The organism is Bradyrhizobium sp. 215_C5_N1_1, assembly GCF_052075935.1.
In the GTDB taxonomy this organism is placed as follows: Bacteria; Pseudomonadota; Alphaproteobacteria; order Rhizobiales; family Xanthobacteraceae; genus Bradyrhizobium; species Bradyrhizobium barranii.
Genome location: NZ_CP197228.1, coordinates 5,187,164 through 5,201,402, shown reverse-complemented (window position 1 = coordinate 5,201,402; position 14,239 = coordinate 5,187,164). Strand labels below are relative to the sequence as shown.

Sequence of the window (14,239 nt, the reverse complement as noted above, 5' to 3'; positions counted from 1 at the left end):
GCCGTCCTCCCCGGGAGCGGATATGGGGCTGGCCGTAGGGCTCCGCAATCACCACATGAGGCTTGATCAGGCCCATTTTCCCTGCCAAACGCTCCCGCCATGTCCGACATCGCCATATCAGCCGACTCGCCGGCCCGTTCCCCGCTTGCCACCGAGGTGGCGCGGCGGCGCACCTTCGCGATCATCTCCCACCCGGACGCGGGCAAAACCACGCTGACCGAGAAACTGCTGCTGTTCGGCGGCGCCATCAATCTCGCCGGCCAGGTCAAGGCCAAGGGCGAGCGGCGCAACACCCGTTCGGACTGGATGAAGATCGAGCGCGAGCGCGGCATCTCGGTCGTGACCTCGGTCATGACGTTCGAGTTCGAGGGTCTCGTGTTCAATCTGCTGGACACGCCGGGCCACGAGGACTTTTCGGAGGACACCTACCGTACGCTCACGGCCGTCGACTCCGCCGTCATGGTGATCGACGCTGCCAAGGGCATCGAGGCGCGCACCCGAAAGCTGTTCGAAGTCTGCCGCCTGCGCGACATTCCGATCATCACCTTCATCAACAAGATGGACCGCGAGAGCCGCGACGTGTTCGAGCTGCTCGACGAGATCGAGAAGACGCTCGCGCTCGACACCACGCCGATGACCTGGCCGGTCGGCCGCGGCCGCGATTTCCTCGGCACCTATGACGTTGCCAATGGCGGCGTGCGTCTGCTCGAAGGCGGCGGCGCCAAGACCGGCGCTGCACAGCAGATCGAGATCGCCGAGCTCGGCAAGCTCAACGCCAACCTCGATGTCGGCGCGGTCAAGGACGAGCTCGAACTCGTCACCGAGGCTTCGAAACCGTTCGAGCTCGCCGCGTTTCGCGAGGGCCATCTGACGCCGGTCTATTTCGGCAGCGCGCTGCGCAATTTCGGCGTCGGCGACCTCCTGGAAGGTCTCGGCAAGTTCGCGCCGGAGCCGCGCGCGCAGGAGAGCGACCAGCGCAAGGTCGAGGCGACCGATCCGCGCATGAGCGCCTTCGTGTTCAAGATCCAGGCGAACATGGATCCGAACCACCGCGACCGCATCGCCTTCGCGCGCCTGTGCTCCGGCAAGCTCAGCCGCGGCATGAAGGCCAAGCTGGTGCGCACCGGCAAGAGCATGCCGCTGTCGAGCCCGCAATTCTTCTTCGCGCAGGATCGTTCGGTCGCGGACGAAGCCTTCGCCGGCGACGTCGTCGGTATTCCCAATCACGGCACGCTGCGCATCGGCGATACCCTGACCGAGGGCGAGGATTTCACCTTCGTCGGCGTACCGAGCTTCGCGCCGGAAATCGTCCGCCGCGTGCGTCTCACCGACGCGATGAAGGCGAAGAAGCTGAAGGAAGCGCTTCAGCAGATGTCGGAAGAGGGCGTGGTGCAGGTGTTCCGCCCGCGCGACGGCGCACCGGCGCTGGTCGGCGTGGTCGGGGCGCTGCAGCTTGACGTGCTGAAGGCACGCCTCGAGGCTGAATATTCGCTGCCGGTCGAGTTCGAGGTCAGCGAGTTCCAGCTCGCCCGCTGGGTCTCATCCGAGGACCGCAAGAAGCTCGACGCCTTCATCGCCGCCAACACCTCGAGCATCGCCGACGATGTCGACGGCGATCCCGTGTATCTGGCGAGAAACGAGTTCTATCTCGGCTACGCCAGGGAACGCGCGGAGGGCATCGAGTTCACGAACGTCAAGGACGTCAAGAAGAAGGGGTAGGGCGCACTCCGCTGTCATTCCCCGCGAAGGCGGGGAATCCAGTCAGCCTCTCAATTCCATCACAGCCGTCTCGGAGTACTGGGTCGTCCGGTCGAGCCGGGCGACGACACCGGAGCTAAACGCGAGCATGTGAACAGCCGCAGGCTTGACGGGTTCGTTGTCGATGCCACGTTGGTTGGTGTGGCATTGTGAGCTTGCATCATGTGGCGCGGCATCCTGGTCTTTCTCCTGCTGGCGATATCGACGGTTGCCGCCGATGCGCAGCGCCGCCAGATCAATCCGATCCCGTTTTCGCATGAGCCGTGCAGCGTGCTCGCCGGCCGGCCCTGCACGCCGTACTATTGCAGCCCGCTCGAGCCCGGCCCCTGCATTCCCGAGATCGATTACCCCTACGGCCAGAATCTCCAGCTCACGATCGAAACCGTGCCGGCGGAGGCAGATCGCTCGAAATATCAGAGGCCGGATCACGATCTCGATACGATCGGCGATCTCTTCGCCGAGCTGCGCACCTGCTGGTCGCCGCCATCGGACAATGCGCGCGCGGGCATGCAGATGGCGGTGCGCTTCAGCTTCAACAAGGCGGGCGGCATGATCGGTCCGCCGCAGCTGACCTATGCGACCGCGGGCGTCCCGGCCGATACCCGAACGACCTATCTCAATGCGATCAATTCATCGCTGAAAGCCTGCCTGCCGCTCAAATTCACCAACGGCCTCGGCGGCGCTCTGGCCGGACGCCCGATCGCGATCCGCTATGTCGATAATCGCGAGCTTGGAAAATAGCTCTATCCCCGCATCTTGCGGACTGCGCTTGCGCGGGTCTCACAGGATGAAGGCCGCGCTGTTGCAGACCCGAGCCTGCACGCCTCACCATGAGGCGTGAGAGTTGCGACCCGCGCCCAATCGATGATACGCCATAGGCGGGGGCGCTGGTTGAGGGGAGGATGTCGTGGGTCTGCTGGTCATGATCCTGGGGCTGATGCTGTTTTTTGCGGCCCATGTTTTCACAACGAAACGAGAGGCGCGCGCGCAGGCGATCGCGAGACTGGGCGAGGGGACCTACAAGATCCTCTATGCGGCCGTCTCGCTTGCGGGACTGGCGCTGATCATCTGGGGCTTTGCCCATTATCGCGCTGCCGGAATGATCCCGATTTGGGAGCCGCCGGTCGCATTCAAGCACATTACAGTCGCGCTGATGCTGCCCGCTGTCATCCTGGTGGTGGCGTCCTACTTGCGCGGGCGCATCTATGCGACGCTGAAGCATCCGATGCTGGCGGGCATCAAATTGTGGGCGGCCGCGCATCTGCTCGCCAATGGTGATCTCGGCTCCATCATCCTGTTTGGCTCGTTCCTGGGCTGGGCCGTGTACGACCGCATCTCGCTGAAGCATCGCACCGATGGCGGCGGCCCGCCGATTCCGGTGGGCGGGGTCACCAATGATCTGATCGCCGTTGCAGTCGGTGTCGTCGCTTATCTCGCGCTGGCCTTCGCATTCCACCCGGTTGTGATCGGCGTTCCCGTCATGGGAGGCTGACGACAGCCGATCAGCGCAAGACGGTTCCGCGCAGCCGTGCGCGGAACGTGACAAAGCAACAGCCGAGGGCATCCCGATGGACTGGTCGCATTCTCAGATCCCGCCGATGCGGTTCGAGGCGCGCTTCGGCGATCGGATGGTGCCGGCCTTCAGCGACCGGCCGGCGAGCCTGTGGGCGATGATCGCGGACGCTTGCGCCCGCAATCCGGATGGCGAAGCGCTGATCGCAGGCGATGTCCGGTTGAGCTGGCGGCAGGCGGTGGAGCAGGCCACGCGGATCGCGGCGGGCTTTCGCAAGCTCGGCCTGCAGCGCGGCGATCGCATCGCGATCCTGCTCGGCAATCGCATCGAATTTCCGCTGCTGCTGTTTGCCGCCGCGCATGAGGGGCTGGTGACGGTGCTGCTCGGCACGCGCCAGCAGAAGCCCGAGATCGCCTATGTCCTCGCCGATTGCGGCGCCAAGATTCTTATCCATGAAGCGGGGCTCACCGGGCGGCTGCCCGATGCGCTTGATGTCCCCGCTGTCATCCACCGCATCGCCGTCGACAGCAATCAGGCCCTGTCGCGTTTCGCCGTGCTCGCCGACAACGTCCCGGCATCGGCGCCGGTCGAGATCGGCGAGGAGGACACCGCGATGATCCTCTACACCTCGGGCACGACGGGCAAGCCGAAGGGCGCGATGCTCGCCCATTGCAACATCGTCCATTCCTCGATGGTGTTCGTCTCCTGCCTGCAATTGACGGAAGCGGACCGCTCGATCGCGGCGGTGCCGCTCGGCCACGTCACCGGCGTCGTCGCCAACATCACGACGATGATCCGCTGCGGCGGCGCGCTGATCATCATGCCGGAGTTCAAGGCTGCCGATTATCTCAAGCTCGCCGCGCGCGAGCGTGTCACCTACACGGTGATGGTGCCGGCGATGTACAATCTCTGCCTGCTCCAGCCCGATTTCGACAGCTACGATCTCTCGAGCTGGCGCATCGGCGGCTTTGGCGGCGCACCGATGCCGGTCGCGACCATCGAGAAGCTCAAGGCGACGATTCCCGGCCTGAAGCTCGCGAACTGCTACGGCTCAACCGAGACGACGTCGCCCTCGACGATCATGCCGGGCGAGCTGACCGCGAGCCACATCGACAGTGTCGGCCTGCCGTGTCCCGGTGCCCACATCGTCGCGATGGGAGCGGACGGGCGCGAACTGCCCGCTGGCGAGATCGGCGAGCTCTGGATCCAGAGCGCCTCCGTCATCAAGGGCTACTGGAATAACCCGAAGGCCACGGCCGAAAGCTTCACGGGCGGATTCTGGCATTCCGGTGATCTCGGCTCGGTCGATGCGGAGGGGTTTGTCCGCGTGTTCGACCGGCAGAAGGACATGATCAATCGCGGCGGCCTGAAGATCTATTCGGCCGAGGTCGAGTCCGTGCTGGCCGGCCACCCCGCCGTGGTCGAGAGCGCGATCATTGCCAAGGCTTGCCCGGTGCTGGGCGAGCGCGTCCACGCCGTGGTGGTGACGCGCGCGCCGGTGACCGGCGAGGCCTTGCGCGCCTGGTGCGCGGAGCGGCTGTCCGACTACAAGGTCCCCGAAACTATGGCGATCACCCCCGAGCCGCTGCCGCGCAATGCCAACGGCAAGGTGCTGAAGCGGCAGCTGCGGGAGCTCCTGGGAACCTGAGCCGGACAGGCCGGCTCCGGGCTATCCCGGGTGGTTAACGCCTTGATTGGGCTCGCTTTGCCTTGCCACCGCCATATCGTTAGGGTACCCCGCCGCCACGTGGGGGACGGGATTCCTGACGCGAACGCATTGGCGCGCGCACCCGGACGGGCATGGGATTAGCATAAGTGTCTGAATTATTTGACGAAGTCGACGAGGAAGTACGTCGCGAACAGCTCAAGAAGCTGTGGGACAAGTATTCGATTGTCTTCATTGCCCTGATGGTGCTGATCGTGGCCGCCGTCGGCGGCTGGCGCGGCTACCAGTATCTGGAGGGCAAGAAGGCCGCCGAGGCCGGCGCCGCCTTCGAGAAGGCCGCTGAGCTGTCCGACCAGGACAAGCACGCGGAGGCCGAGGCCGCCTTCACCGCGCTCGCCGCCAAGGCTCCCTCGGGTTATCGCACCCTGGCGCGGCTACGTGCCGCGGCCGAGGCAGCGCCCCGCGATCCCAAGGCGGCCGCCAAGATGTTTGACGACATCGCCGCCGATCGCAGCATCGGTGGTGAGTGGCAGGATCTGGCGAAGATCCGCGCCGCCGGCTTGCTGGTCGACAGCGCGTCCTATGCCGACATGCAGCAGCGGCTGGAGTCCTCCGCCGCGCCCAAATCCACGTTCCGCCACAGCGCCCGCGAGTTGCTGGCGCTATCGGCCTGGCGCAACAACGACATGACCGCGGCCCGCAAATGGCTCGACGCGATTGCCGAGGACGGCGAAACGCCGCCCGGTTTGCGCTCACGCGCCGAGGCGCTCCAGGCCCTGCTGCCGCCCGTCGCCAAAAGCTGACCAAGAGCTGACCTTCGGGCTCTCTGACGTAGACGAGACACAAGATGCGCCGCACGCCCCGCTTGATCGCAGCCGCCGTCCTGATCGCCTTCACGGGCATCCTGGGCGGCTGCTCCAGCTTCGATCCAAGCGACATGCTCGACTTCCTCGACACCAAGAAGAAGCTGCCGGGCGACCGCAAGCCGGTCTTCCCGGAGGGCGTTCCGGGCCTCGAGCAGGGCGTGCCGCGGGAGATGTACAAGGGCGCAGCACAGCAGCAGCCGGATCCGAACGCACCGGCCGTCGCGGCTCTGCCCGCCGAGCCGTCGCCCGAGGCCAAGCCGGCAAAGGGTGCCAAGGCGAAGAAGACCAAACAGCCTTCCAGCACCGCGGCCGCGCCCGCTGAGGCGCCCGCGGGCGAGGTCGACGGCGAGGCCCAGCCGGAGGCCGCGCCGCCCACGGCCGCTCCGCCGCCCAAGCAGAAGATCGTGCGCAAGCGCACCACCGCCCCGCCGCCGGATCAACCCGTCCAGCAGGCGCAACCGACCCAAACCACCCAGCAGCAATCGCAGGGAGCTTTCCCGGCACCGATGCCGAGCGGCAGCTTTTCGCGCTGATCACTTCATTACATTGACAGGCGCGGCCTTCGCAGCGCACGAATGACCGATGTCCTTCACGATTGCTATTATCGGCCGGCCAAATGTCGGCAAATCGACGCTGTTCAACCGCCTGGTTGGGCAGAAGCTCGCGCTCGTCGATGACCTGCCGGGCGTCACCCGCGACCGCCGCGAAGGCGAGGCCAGGCTCGGCGACCTCGAATTCACCATCATCGATACCGCCGGCCTCGACGAGGGCGCCAAGGGCTCGCTGACCGCGCGCATGCAGGAGCAGACCGAGGCCGCGATCGCACAGGCCGACGCGCTGTTCTTCGTCATCGACGCCCGCATCGGCCTGACGCCCACCGATCGCGCCTTCGCCGATTTCGCCCGCAAGGCCGACAAGCCGGTACTGCTGGTCGCCAACAAGAGCGAAGGCAAGCACGGCGATGCCGGCGCGATGGAGGCCTTTGCGCTCGGCCTCGGCGATCCCATTCAGGTCTCGGCCGAGCACGGCGAAGGCATGGGCGAGCTGTATGACGCCCTCCGCGAGTTGATGCCGGAGCCTGTCGAGGAAGATGAAGCCGAGGACGACGAGCCGCTGACCGAGGAGGAGGCCGCGACGCGTCCGATCCGCGTCGCCATCGTCGGCCGGCCCAATGCCGGCAAGTCGACGCTGATCAATCATCTGCTCGGCGAGGAGCGCCTGCTGACGAGCCCGGAGGCCGGCACCACGCGCGATTCCATCGCGGTCGAGATCAACTGGAAGGGCCGCGATTTTCGCGTGTTCGATACCGCAGGCCTGCGCCGTCGCTCGCGCATCGAGGAAAAGCTGGAGAAGCTCTCGGTCGCCGACGCGTTGCGCGCGGTGCGCTTTGCCGAAGTCGTCGTGATGATGATGGACACGCAGAACCGCTTCGAGGAGCAGGACCTGCGCATCGCCGATCTGATCGAGCGCGAGGGCCGCGCGGTCGTGCTCGCCGTCAACAAGTGGGATCTGATGGAGACCAAGGGCGGCGGCGCCATCTCGGGCCTGCGCCGGGATGCCGACCATTCGCTGCCGCAGATCAAGGGCGTGCCGATCGTCGCCGTATCAGGTCTGATGGGCGAGGGCATCGATCGTCTGATGCAGGCGATCCAGGACGCCTACGCGGTCTGGAACAGGCGCGTGCCGACATCCGCGCTCAATCGCTGGTTCGAGCAGGCCGTGCAGGCCAATCCGCCGCCGGCCGTGTCCGGCCGACGGCTCAAGCTGAATTACATCACGCAGAACAAGGCGCGTCCGCCGAGCTTCGTGCTGTTCTGCTCGCGCGCGGACGCGGTGCCGCAGTCCTATTTGCGCTACCTGACCAATTCCATGCGCGAGACCTTTGAGCTGCCGGGTACGCCGGTGCGCATCACCTTGCGCGAAAAGGCCAACCCCTTCGCCCACAAGCGCAAGCGGCCGTCGTGAGCAACGATGCCGGCGAGGCGACGGCGCGAAGCGCTGCGCCGGTCCGGCGTGGTGCCGTCGCCTTCATCTTCGTCACCATCCTGCTCGACATGCTCGCGCTCGGCGTGATCATGCCGATCCTGCCGAAGCTGATCGAGAGCTTCGTCGACAACGACACCGCGCATGCGGCCCGCATCTTCGGCCTGTTCGGCACCGCCTGGGCGCTGATGCAGTTCGTGTTCTCGCCGGTGCTCGGCGCGCTGTCGGATCGCTTCGGACGGCGGCCGGTGGTGCTGCTGTCGAATTTCGGGCTCGCCGCCGACTATGTGCTGATGGCGCTCGCGCCGTCGCTGCTCTGGTTGTTCATCGGCCGCGTGATCTCGGGCATCACCTCGGCGAGCATTTCGACCGCCTTTGCCTATATCGCCGACATCACGCCGCCGGAGCGGCGCGCGGCCGTCTTCGGCAGGATTGGAGCTGCCTTCGGCGCCGGCTTCATCCTGGGCCCGGCGCTCGGCGGCCTGCTCGGCGATATCGATCCGCGGCTGCCGTTCTGGGCGTCGGCGGCTTTGAGCCTTGCCAATGCGCTCTATGGGCTCTTCGTCCTGCCGGAATCGCTGGCGCCGGAGCGGCGCGCGCCGTTCCGCTGGACCAGCGCCAATCCGGTCGGAGCGCTGCACTTGCTGCGTTCCAACGCGGCACTGGCCGCGTTATCCATCGTCAACTTCATCGCACAAGTCGCGCATGTCGTGCTGCCCTCGACTTTCGTGCTCTATGCGACCTATCGCTACGGCTGGGATTCCAAGACCGTGGGTCTGACGCTCGCGATGGTCGGCATCTGCGCCATGGTGGTGCAGGGGCTCGCCATCGGCCCGATCGTACGCGTGTTCGGTGAGCGGAATGCGCTGGTGCTCGGTCTGTGCTGTGGTGCGATCGGCTTCGTGATCTTCGGCGCCGCGCCGACCGGCCCGCTGTTCTGGATCGGCATTCCCGTGATGTCGCTGTGGGGCATCTCGGGCGCCGCCATGCAATCGCTGATGACCCGACTGGTCGCGCCCGATCAGCAGGGCCAGTTGCAGGGCGCGACCGCGAGCGTGCAGAGCGTGTCGCAACTCGTCGGACCGTTCCTGTTCACGCTGACGTTTTCCTATTTCATCGGCGCCAGCGCGCCGTTGCATCTGCCCGGCGCGCCGTTCCTGCTTGCGGCGGTATTGATGGTGGTATGTGTCGCGATCGCGATGCGGACGCTGGTGACTACGAAGACGGTTTCGTAGGGTGGGCAAAGCGAAGCGTGCCCACCGCTACTTCGTCAACTCGCGGAGAGAAGGTGGGCACGGCGCTTACGCGCCTTTGCCCACCCTACGGCGGCGTCGACGGTCTTACTTCTTCACCAGCGGGCACTCGCTGTCCTTGAGCGGCTTGGCCGCGTCTTCCGCCGCGATCGTGGCGATCTGCTTGTAGTAGTCCCACGGGCCCTTCGACTCCTCGGGCTTCTTCACCTCGAACAGATAGGCCGGGATGAGACGGCGTCCGTCTTGGCGCAGCGGGCCATTGCCGAACAGCGGATCGTCGGTCGGCAGCTCCTTCATCTTGGCGACGACCTTGGCGCCGTCGTGCGGATTGCCGCCGAGCGCTTCCATCGCCTTGAGATAGTGTAGCACCATCGCGTAGTTGCCGGCCTGGGTCATAGACGGCATCGCGTTCTTGCTGGCCAGGGCAGCGAAGCGCTTCGACCAGGCGCGGGTCTGCTCGTTCATGTCCCAGTAGAACGACTCGGTGAAGGTCAGGCCGTGCGCGGTCTTTAGCCCCAGCGAATGCACGTCGTTGATGAACAGCAGCAGCGCCGCGAGCTTCTGGCCGCCCGATACGATGCCGAATTCGGCCGCCTGCTTGATCGAGTTCGTGGTGTCGCCGCCGGCATTGGCGAGGCCGACCACCTTGGCCTTGGACGATTGGGCCTGCAGCAGGAAGGACGAGAAGTCCGAGCTGTTGATCGGGTGCTTGACGCTGCCCAGCACCTTGCCGCCGTTCGCCGTCACGACGGCCGTGGTGTCGCGTTCCAGCGCGTGGCCGAAGGCGTAATCCGCGGTAAGAAAGAACCAGGTGTCGCCGCCAGCCTTGGTCAGCGCCTTGCCGGTGCCGTTGGCGAGCATGTAGGTGTCGTAAGTGTAGGAGATTGTGTTCGGCGTGCAGGCCTTGCCGGTCAAGTCGGCAGAGGCGGCGCCGGAATTCAGCAGCACCGAATTCTTTTCCTTGACGAGGTTGCTGACCGCAAGCGCGACGCCGGAGTTCGGCGTATCAGCGATCGCATCGACCTTCTCGTTGTCGATCCACTGCCGAGCGATATTGACGCCGACGTCCGGCTTGTTCTGGTGATCGCCGCTCAGAACGTCGATCTTCCAGCCCTTCTTGAGCAGGCCGGAATCCTCGACGGCCATCTTGATCGCGACCACGGAGTTCGGGCCGCCGATATCGGCATAAAGGCTCGACATGTCATTCAAGACGCCGATCTTGACGGTCTTGTCCTGCGCGTAAGCGGATGTTGCAAAACCGAAGGCGGCACAGGCCAGAAGGGCCGCATAGCGGCGCGCGAGCGTCGTCGTCATAAAAGGTCTCCTCCATTTTCAATATGCGGACGGCTCTCTTGCGGAGCCTTGTTCCGGCTGATCGCTCTACCGTGTCCCACGGCTGGCGGCAATGCGCCTAAAGCCGGATGACGCTGCGGCGTAGCGTCATCCGTCGGTTAACCTTTGGGCAAAGTGTGTTGAGACGCTATTTGAGCGCGTCCGAGGTCAGCTTGAATTTCTGGATGCGCTTACCGGTGTCGACCTCGGCGGTATAGACGTTACCCTTGGCGTCTATCGCCATGGCATGCACCCAGTGGAACTGCCCGGCATTGCGGCCGTTGTGCCCGAAGCTGCCGACCACGCTGCCGTCCTCGCGCTTGATCACCCGGATCTCGTTGTTCTCGCCGTCGGCGCTGAGCAAATAGGTCTGCTTCGGATCGGGCCAGATCGCGACGTCCCACACCGCGCCGTTGCCGAGCGTGTTCTTCTCGAAGAAGAACTCCTTCACGAAGGTGCCATCCTTTTTGAACACCTGGATGCGATTGTTGATGCGGTCGCAGACGTAGACGAGACCGTCATTGGCGAGCTTCACGCAATGGACGGGATTTCCGAATTGCTGGGAGACAGGCGCCTTGGGATCATACGCCGGCTGCTTGTCGTCGTTGGGTTTGCTGCCGTAGGCGCCCCAGTGCCGCTTGTAAGCGAGCGTCGTCGCATCGAACACGATGACGCGGCGGTTGCCATAGCCGTCGGCGACGTAGATTTCGTTCGCCTCCTTGTCGATTGCGGTTTCGGCGGGCTTGCCGAGCTGCGTGGTGTCGTTGCTGCCGAGGCTCGGCGCGATCTTGCCGATCTGGGCGACGAACTTGCCGTCGAGCGTGAATTTCAAAATGGCGTTGTCGTTGTCGGCGTTGCCGCCGACCCAGACGAAGCCGCGCTCGTCGACCTCGATGCCGTGCTCGCGGCCGACCCATTCATAGCCTTCGCCCGGACCGCCCCACGACCGCAGCAGATTGCCGTCCGTGTCGAATTCGAGCACGGGCGGCGCCGACACGCAGCACTTCGAGCGCGGCGGGTTGAGGCCCGCGCCTTTCTCGTCATCGGTGAGCGAGCGCGGGCGATGGATCACCCAGATATGGCCCTGCCAGTCGACGGTGATGCCGCCGACCTGGCCGAGGATCCAGTTGTTAGGTAGCTGTTTTGGCCAGGAGGCGTCGACCGCGAAGGTCGGGACGTCGCCCGCAGACGCCGTGCCTGGAAGCACGAACGCAATGACTGCAATCAGGATGGAGAAGGCTTGAGAGAGTCGTACGAGCGCACGGCCGAGCCTTGTACAGACAAGCCCTGCGCGATCATGCCACGGCGCCATGGCAACCTCCCTTTTTTGGCTTGCGGCTTGCTGCCGCTTGAGCGCGGGCAGTCAATCGCGGGGAGGCGCTTGAGTCAATCAGGCCGGCGAGCGGAAGCTCATCAGCGTGCGGGTCTTGTAGTCGTAGAACTTGCCGGTTTCGGTCCAGTCAGGCGCGCACATCGGGACGATGAATTCGGCAACCTGCTCGGGTGTCTCCAGGGTCGCCGGATCTTCGCCCGGCATCAACGTGGCGCGCATGCGGGTACGGATCGGGCCCGGGTTGAACAGGTTAACACGGAGCGGCGTGTTCGCGGTTTCCTGCGCCCAGGCGCGGGCCAGTGTTTCCAGCGCGGCCTTGGAGGCGGCGTAGGGGCTGACATAGGCGGTGGCCTTGTTGGCGGCGCCCGAGGTGATGAACACTGCCCGGCCGGCATCGGACTGCCTCAGCAGCGGCTCCATGCAGCGGATCAGCTGGAAGTTCGCCGAGACGTTGACGGCCATCACGTCGGTGAAAGTTTTCAGTTCGATATGGCCGACCGGCGAGGAGGGGCCGAGCACGCCGGCATTGCCGACGAGGATGTCGAGCTTGCCATAGCGTTCGTGCAGGCCGGCCCCGAGCCGCGCGATGCCGTCGGAATCGGTGAGATTGAGCGGCACCAGCGTGGCGCTGCCGCCGTCTTTCCGGATCTCGTCATCGAGCTCTTCCAGCCCGCCCTGCGTGCGCGCCGTCGCAACGATATGCGCGCCGGCCTTGGCCAGCGCCCTGGCCGTGGCGAAGCCGATGCCGCGCGAGGCGCCGGTGACGAGAGCGATACGGTTGGCGAGGGGTTTTGTCATGGCGGGGTTTTACAGGCGTGGATGGCCGGGACAAGCCCGGAATTTCTGCCCTCGATCTCCCGCCGCAGCCCTACTGGATATTGGTACTATTGTTCGGGCCGTTCGCCGAGCTGTCAGGCGGCACCTTCATGCCCTGCCTGAAGGCGAAGACGATGAAGCCGACCAAAAGCCCTCCGCAGAGAATGGCGATGGCCAGCTGCATCGTCGCGGTCTTTCGTCAGCTCGCCTCCGCCAGCAACGACAATTGCCGCGGCTGCTGCTCGGTCTGGGGCTGGTCGGTGAGATGAGTCGGATACGCCCCGGTGAAGCAATGATCCGAGAATTTCGGATTGGCGGGGTCGCGGCCGGGCTCGCCCATGGCGCGATACATGCCGTCGATCGACAGGAAGGCGAGCGAGTCGGCGCCGATGATCTCGCGCATCTCCTCCAGCGAATGCGTCGCGGCCAGGAGGCCGCCGCGATCCGGCAGGTCGATGCCGTAATAATCGGGATAGAGGATCGGCGGCGAGGCGAGGCGGAAATGCACTTCCTTGGCGCCCGCATCGCGCATCATGCGCACGATCTTCTTCGAGGTGGTGCCGCGCACCAGCGAGTCGTCGATCAGGATGATGCGCTTGCCTTCGATCGCGGCGCGGTTGGCCGAATGCTTCATGCGCACGCCGGACTCGCGGATCGCCTGGGTCGGCTGGATGAAGGTGCGGCCGACATAGTGGTTGCGGATGATGCCGAGCTCGAACGGTACGCCGGAATGCTGGCTGTAGCCGACCGCGGCTGGCACGCCGGAATCCGGCACCGGCACGACGACGTCGATCGGCACATGGCTCTCGCGCGCGAGCTGCGCACCAAAGGCCTTGCGTACTTCGTAGACCGAGCGGCCGTGAACGATGGAGTCCGGGCGGGAGAAATAGATGTATTCGAAGATGCAGGGGCGCGGCGCCATCGGCGGGAACGGCTTGTGGATGTCCTGGCCGTTCTCGTCGAACACGATGACTTCGCCGGGCTCGATGTCGCGAATGAAGCGCGCGCCGATGATGTCGAGCGCGCAGGTCTCCGAGGTCAGGATCGGACAACCGTCGAGCTCGCCGAGCACCAGCGGGCGGATGCCGCGCGGATCGCGCGCGCCGACCAGCTTCTTGTTGGTCAGCGAAACCAATGCATAGGCGCCCTCGATCTCGCGCAGCGCGTCGATGTAGCGCTCGATGAAGCGGCTGCGCCTGGAGCGCGCGACGAGATGCAGGATCACCTCGGTGTCGGTGGTCGACTGCATCATCGCGCCGTTCTTCACGAGCTCGCGGCGCAGCGTCAGGCCGTTGGTGAGGTTGCCGTTGTGGGCGACCGCAAGGCCGCCGGCATTGAGCTCGGCGAACAGCGGTTGCACGTTGCGCAGGATGGTGGCGCCGGTGGTGGAGTAGCGGACATGGCCGACGGCCATATTGCCGGGCAGGCGGTCGATCACCTCGCGGCGGGAGAAGGTGTCGCCGACGAGGCCGAGGCGGCGTTCCGAGTGAAAGCGGCTGCCGTCGTAGGAGACGATGCCGGCGGCCTCCTGGCCGCGATGCTGGAGAGCGTGGAGACCGAGCGCAGTGATGGCGGCGGCGTCAGGGTGGCCATAGATGCCGAAGACGCCGCATTCCTCGCGGAGCGTATCGCCCTCCAGGTCGTCCTGAAGCTCTAGCGCGGCTGGGCCGAGATCAAGTTGGGCGTCCTGGTCAGGGTGTCGCATCTCGTCCGCGCCTC

Annotated in this window: 13 protein-coding genes; 8 read left to right on the top strand and 5 right to left on the bottom strand. The window is 65.4% G+C overall.

All coding sequences use genetic code 11. The features are described from left to right. The first annotated feature begins 99 nt into the window (after window positions 1-99). The 8 genes from AB7G19_RS25260 to AB7G19_RS25225 all read left to right on the top strand — a co-directional run bounded on the left by AB7G19_RS25260 (window position 100) and on the right by AB7G19_RS25225 (window position 9,021). Window positions 100-1,719 (top strand): peptide chain release factor 3, encoded by a 1,620-nt coding sequence (locus AB7G19_RS25260; RefSeq protein ID WP_441268204.1) that lies wholly within the window; start codon window positions 100-102, stop codon window positions 1,717-1,719. A 201-nt stretch (window positions 1,720-1,920) separates the two neighbouring features. Then, complete coding sequence (locus tag AB7G19_RS25255; RefSeq protein WP_071914722.1) at window positions 1,921-2,499, top strand: hypothetical protein; 579 nt, start codon at window positions 1,921-1,923, stop codon at window positions 2,497-2,499. A 166-nt stretch (window positions 2,500-2,665) separates the two neighbouring features. Continuing rightward, the gene (locus tag AB7G19_RS25250) at window positions 2,666-3,250 is read left to right on the top strand and encodes an NnrU family protein (RefSeq protein WP_441268203.1); all 585 of its coding nucleotides are present in this window, start codon (window positions 2,666-2,668) and stop codon (window positions 3,248-3,250) included. 76 nt (window positions 3,251-3,326) lie between these two features. After that, window positions 3,327-4,919 (top strand): class I adenylate-forming enzyme family protein, encoded by a 1,593-nt coding sequence (locus tag AB7G19_RS25245; RefSeq protein WP_441268202.1) that lies wholly within the window; start codon window positions 3,327-3,329, stop codon window positions 4,917-4,919. 167 nt (window positions 4,920-5,086) lie between these two features. Continuing rightward, complete coding sequence (locus AB7G19_RS25240; protein WP_063983726.1) at window positions 5,087-5,740, top strand: tetratricopeptide repeat protein; 654 nt, start codon at window positions 5,087-5,089, stop codon at window positions 5,738-5,740. 44 nt (window positions 5,741-5,784) lie between these two features. Further along, window positions 5,785-6,336, top strand: coding sequence for a hypothetical protein (locus AB7G19_RS25235; RefSeq protein WP_208086392.1), 552 nt, complete (start codon window positions 5,785-5,787; stop codon window positions 6,334-6,336). 49 nt (window positions 6,337-6,385) lie between these two features. Then, window positions 6,386-7,768 carry a ribosome biogenesis GTPase Der gene (gene der / locus AB7G19_RS25230; RefSeq protein ID WP_247311469.1) on the top strand — a complete coding sequence of 461 codons (1,383 nt, stop codon included), beginning with the start codon at window positions 6,386-6,388 and terminating at the stop codon, window positions 7,766-7,768. Further along, complete coding sequence (locus AB7G19_RS25225; RefSeq protein ID WP_441268201.1) at window positions 7,765-9,021, top strand: TCR/Tet family MFS transporter; 1,257 nt, start codon at window positions 7,765-7,767, stop codon at window positions 9,019-9,021. The genes der and AB7G19_RS25225 overlap by 4 nt, the downstream gene beginning before the upstream one ends. 105 nt (window positions 9,022-9,126) lie before the next feature. Here the strand turns inward: AB7G19_RS25225 and AB7G19_RS25220 are convergent, their stop codons facing one another. From AB7G19_RS25220 to purF, 5 genes are all read right to left on the bottom strand, one after another. Next, complete coding sequence (locus tag AB7G19_RS25220) at window positions 9,127-10,353, bottom strand: ABC transporter substrate-binding protein (RefSeq protein ID WP_063983724.1); 1,227 nt, start codon at window positions 10,351-10,353, stop codon at window positions 9,127-9,129. 166 nt (window positions 10,354-10,519) lie between these two features. Continuing rightward, window positions 10,520-11,683 (bottom strand): hypothetical protein, encoded by a 1,164-nt coding sequence (locus AB7G19_RS25215; RefSeq protein ID WP_441268200.1) that lies wholly within the window; start codon window positions 11,681-11,683, stop codon window positions 10,520-10,522. A 78-nt stretch (window positions 11,684-11,761) separates the two neighbouring features. Further along, window positions 11,762-12,502, bottom strand: a complete 741-nt coding sequence (locus tag AB7G19_RS25210; RefSeq protein ID WP_354117582.1) for an SDR family NAD(P)-dependent oxidoreductase — start codon at window positions 12,500-12,502, stop codon at window positions 11,762-11,764. Between the two features lie 70 nt (window positions 12,503-12,572). Further along, complete coding sequence (locus AB7G19_RS25205; RefSeq protein WP_439036340.1) at window positions 12,573-12,704, bottom strand: hypothetical protein; 132 nt, start codon at window positions 12,702-12,704, stop codon at window positions 12,573-12,575. A 15-nt stretch (window positions 12,705-12,719) separates the two neighbouring features. Then, window positions 12,720-14,225: an amidophosphoribosyltransferase gene (gene purF, locus AB7G19_RS25200; protein ID WP_441268199.1), complete on the bottom strand. Its 1,506-nt coding sequence runs from the start codon at window positions 14,223-14,225 to the stop codon at window positions 12,720-12,722. Between the last annotated feature and the right edge of the window lie 14 nt (window positions 14,226-14,239).

Bases quoted from the DNA above. Each gene is read 5' to 3' on its own strand.
- AB7G19_RS25260 (WP_441268204.1), top strand. From the start codon at position 100: ATGTCCGACATCGCCATATCAGCCGACTCGCCGGCCCGTTCCCCGCTT.
- AB7G19_RS25255 (WP_071914722.1), top strand. From the start codon at position 1,921: ATGTGGCGCGGCATCCTGGTCTTTCTCCTGCTGGCGATATCGACGGTT.
- AB7G19_RS25245 (WP_441268202.1), top strand. From the start codon at position 3,327: ATGGACTGGTCGCATTCTCAGATCCCGCCGATGCGGTTCGAGGCGCGC.
- AB7G19_RS25235 (WP_208086392.1), top strand. From the start codon at position 5,785: ATGCGCCGCACGCCCCGCTTGATCGCAGCCGCCGTCCTGATCGCCTTC.
- der (WP_247311469.1), top strand. From the start codon at position 6,386: ATGTCCTTCACGATTGCTATTATCGGCCGGCCAAATGTCGGCAAATCG.
- AB7G19_RS25220 (WP_063983724.1), bottom strand. From the start codon at position 10,353: ATGACGACGACGCTCGCGCGCCGCTATGCGGCCCTTCTGGCCTGTGCC.
- AB7G19_RS25215 (WP_441268200.1), bottom strand. From the start codon at position 11,683: ATGGCGCCGTGGCATGATCGCGCAGGGCTTGTCTGTACAAGGCTCGGC.
- AB7G19_RS25210 (WP_354117582.1), bottom strand. From the start codon at position 12,502: ATGACAAAACCCCTCGCCAACCGTATCGCTCTCGTCACCGGCGCCTCG.
- AB7G19_RS25205 (WP_439036340.1), bottom strand. From the start codon at position 12,704: ATGCAGCTGGCCATCGCCATTCTCTGCGGAGGGCTTTTGGTCGGCTTC.
- purF (WP_441268199.1), bottom strand. From the start codon at position 14,225: ATGCGACACCCTGACCAGGACGCCCAACTTGATCTCGGCCCAGCCGCG.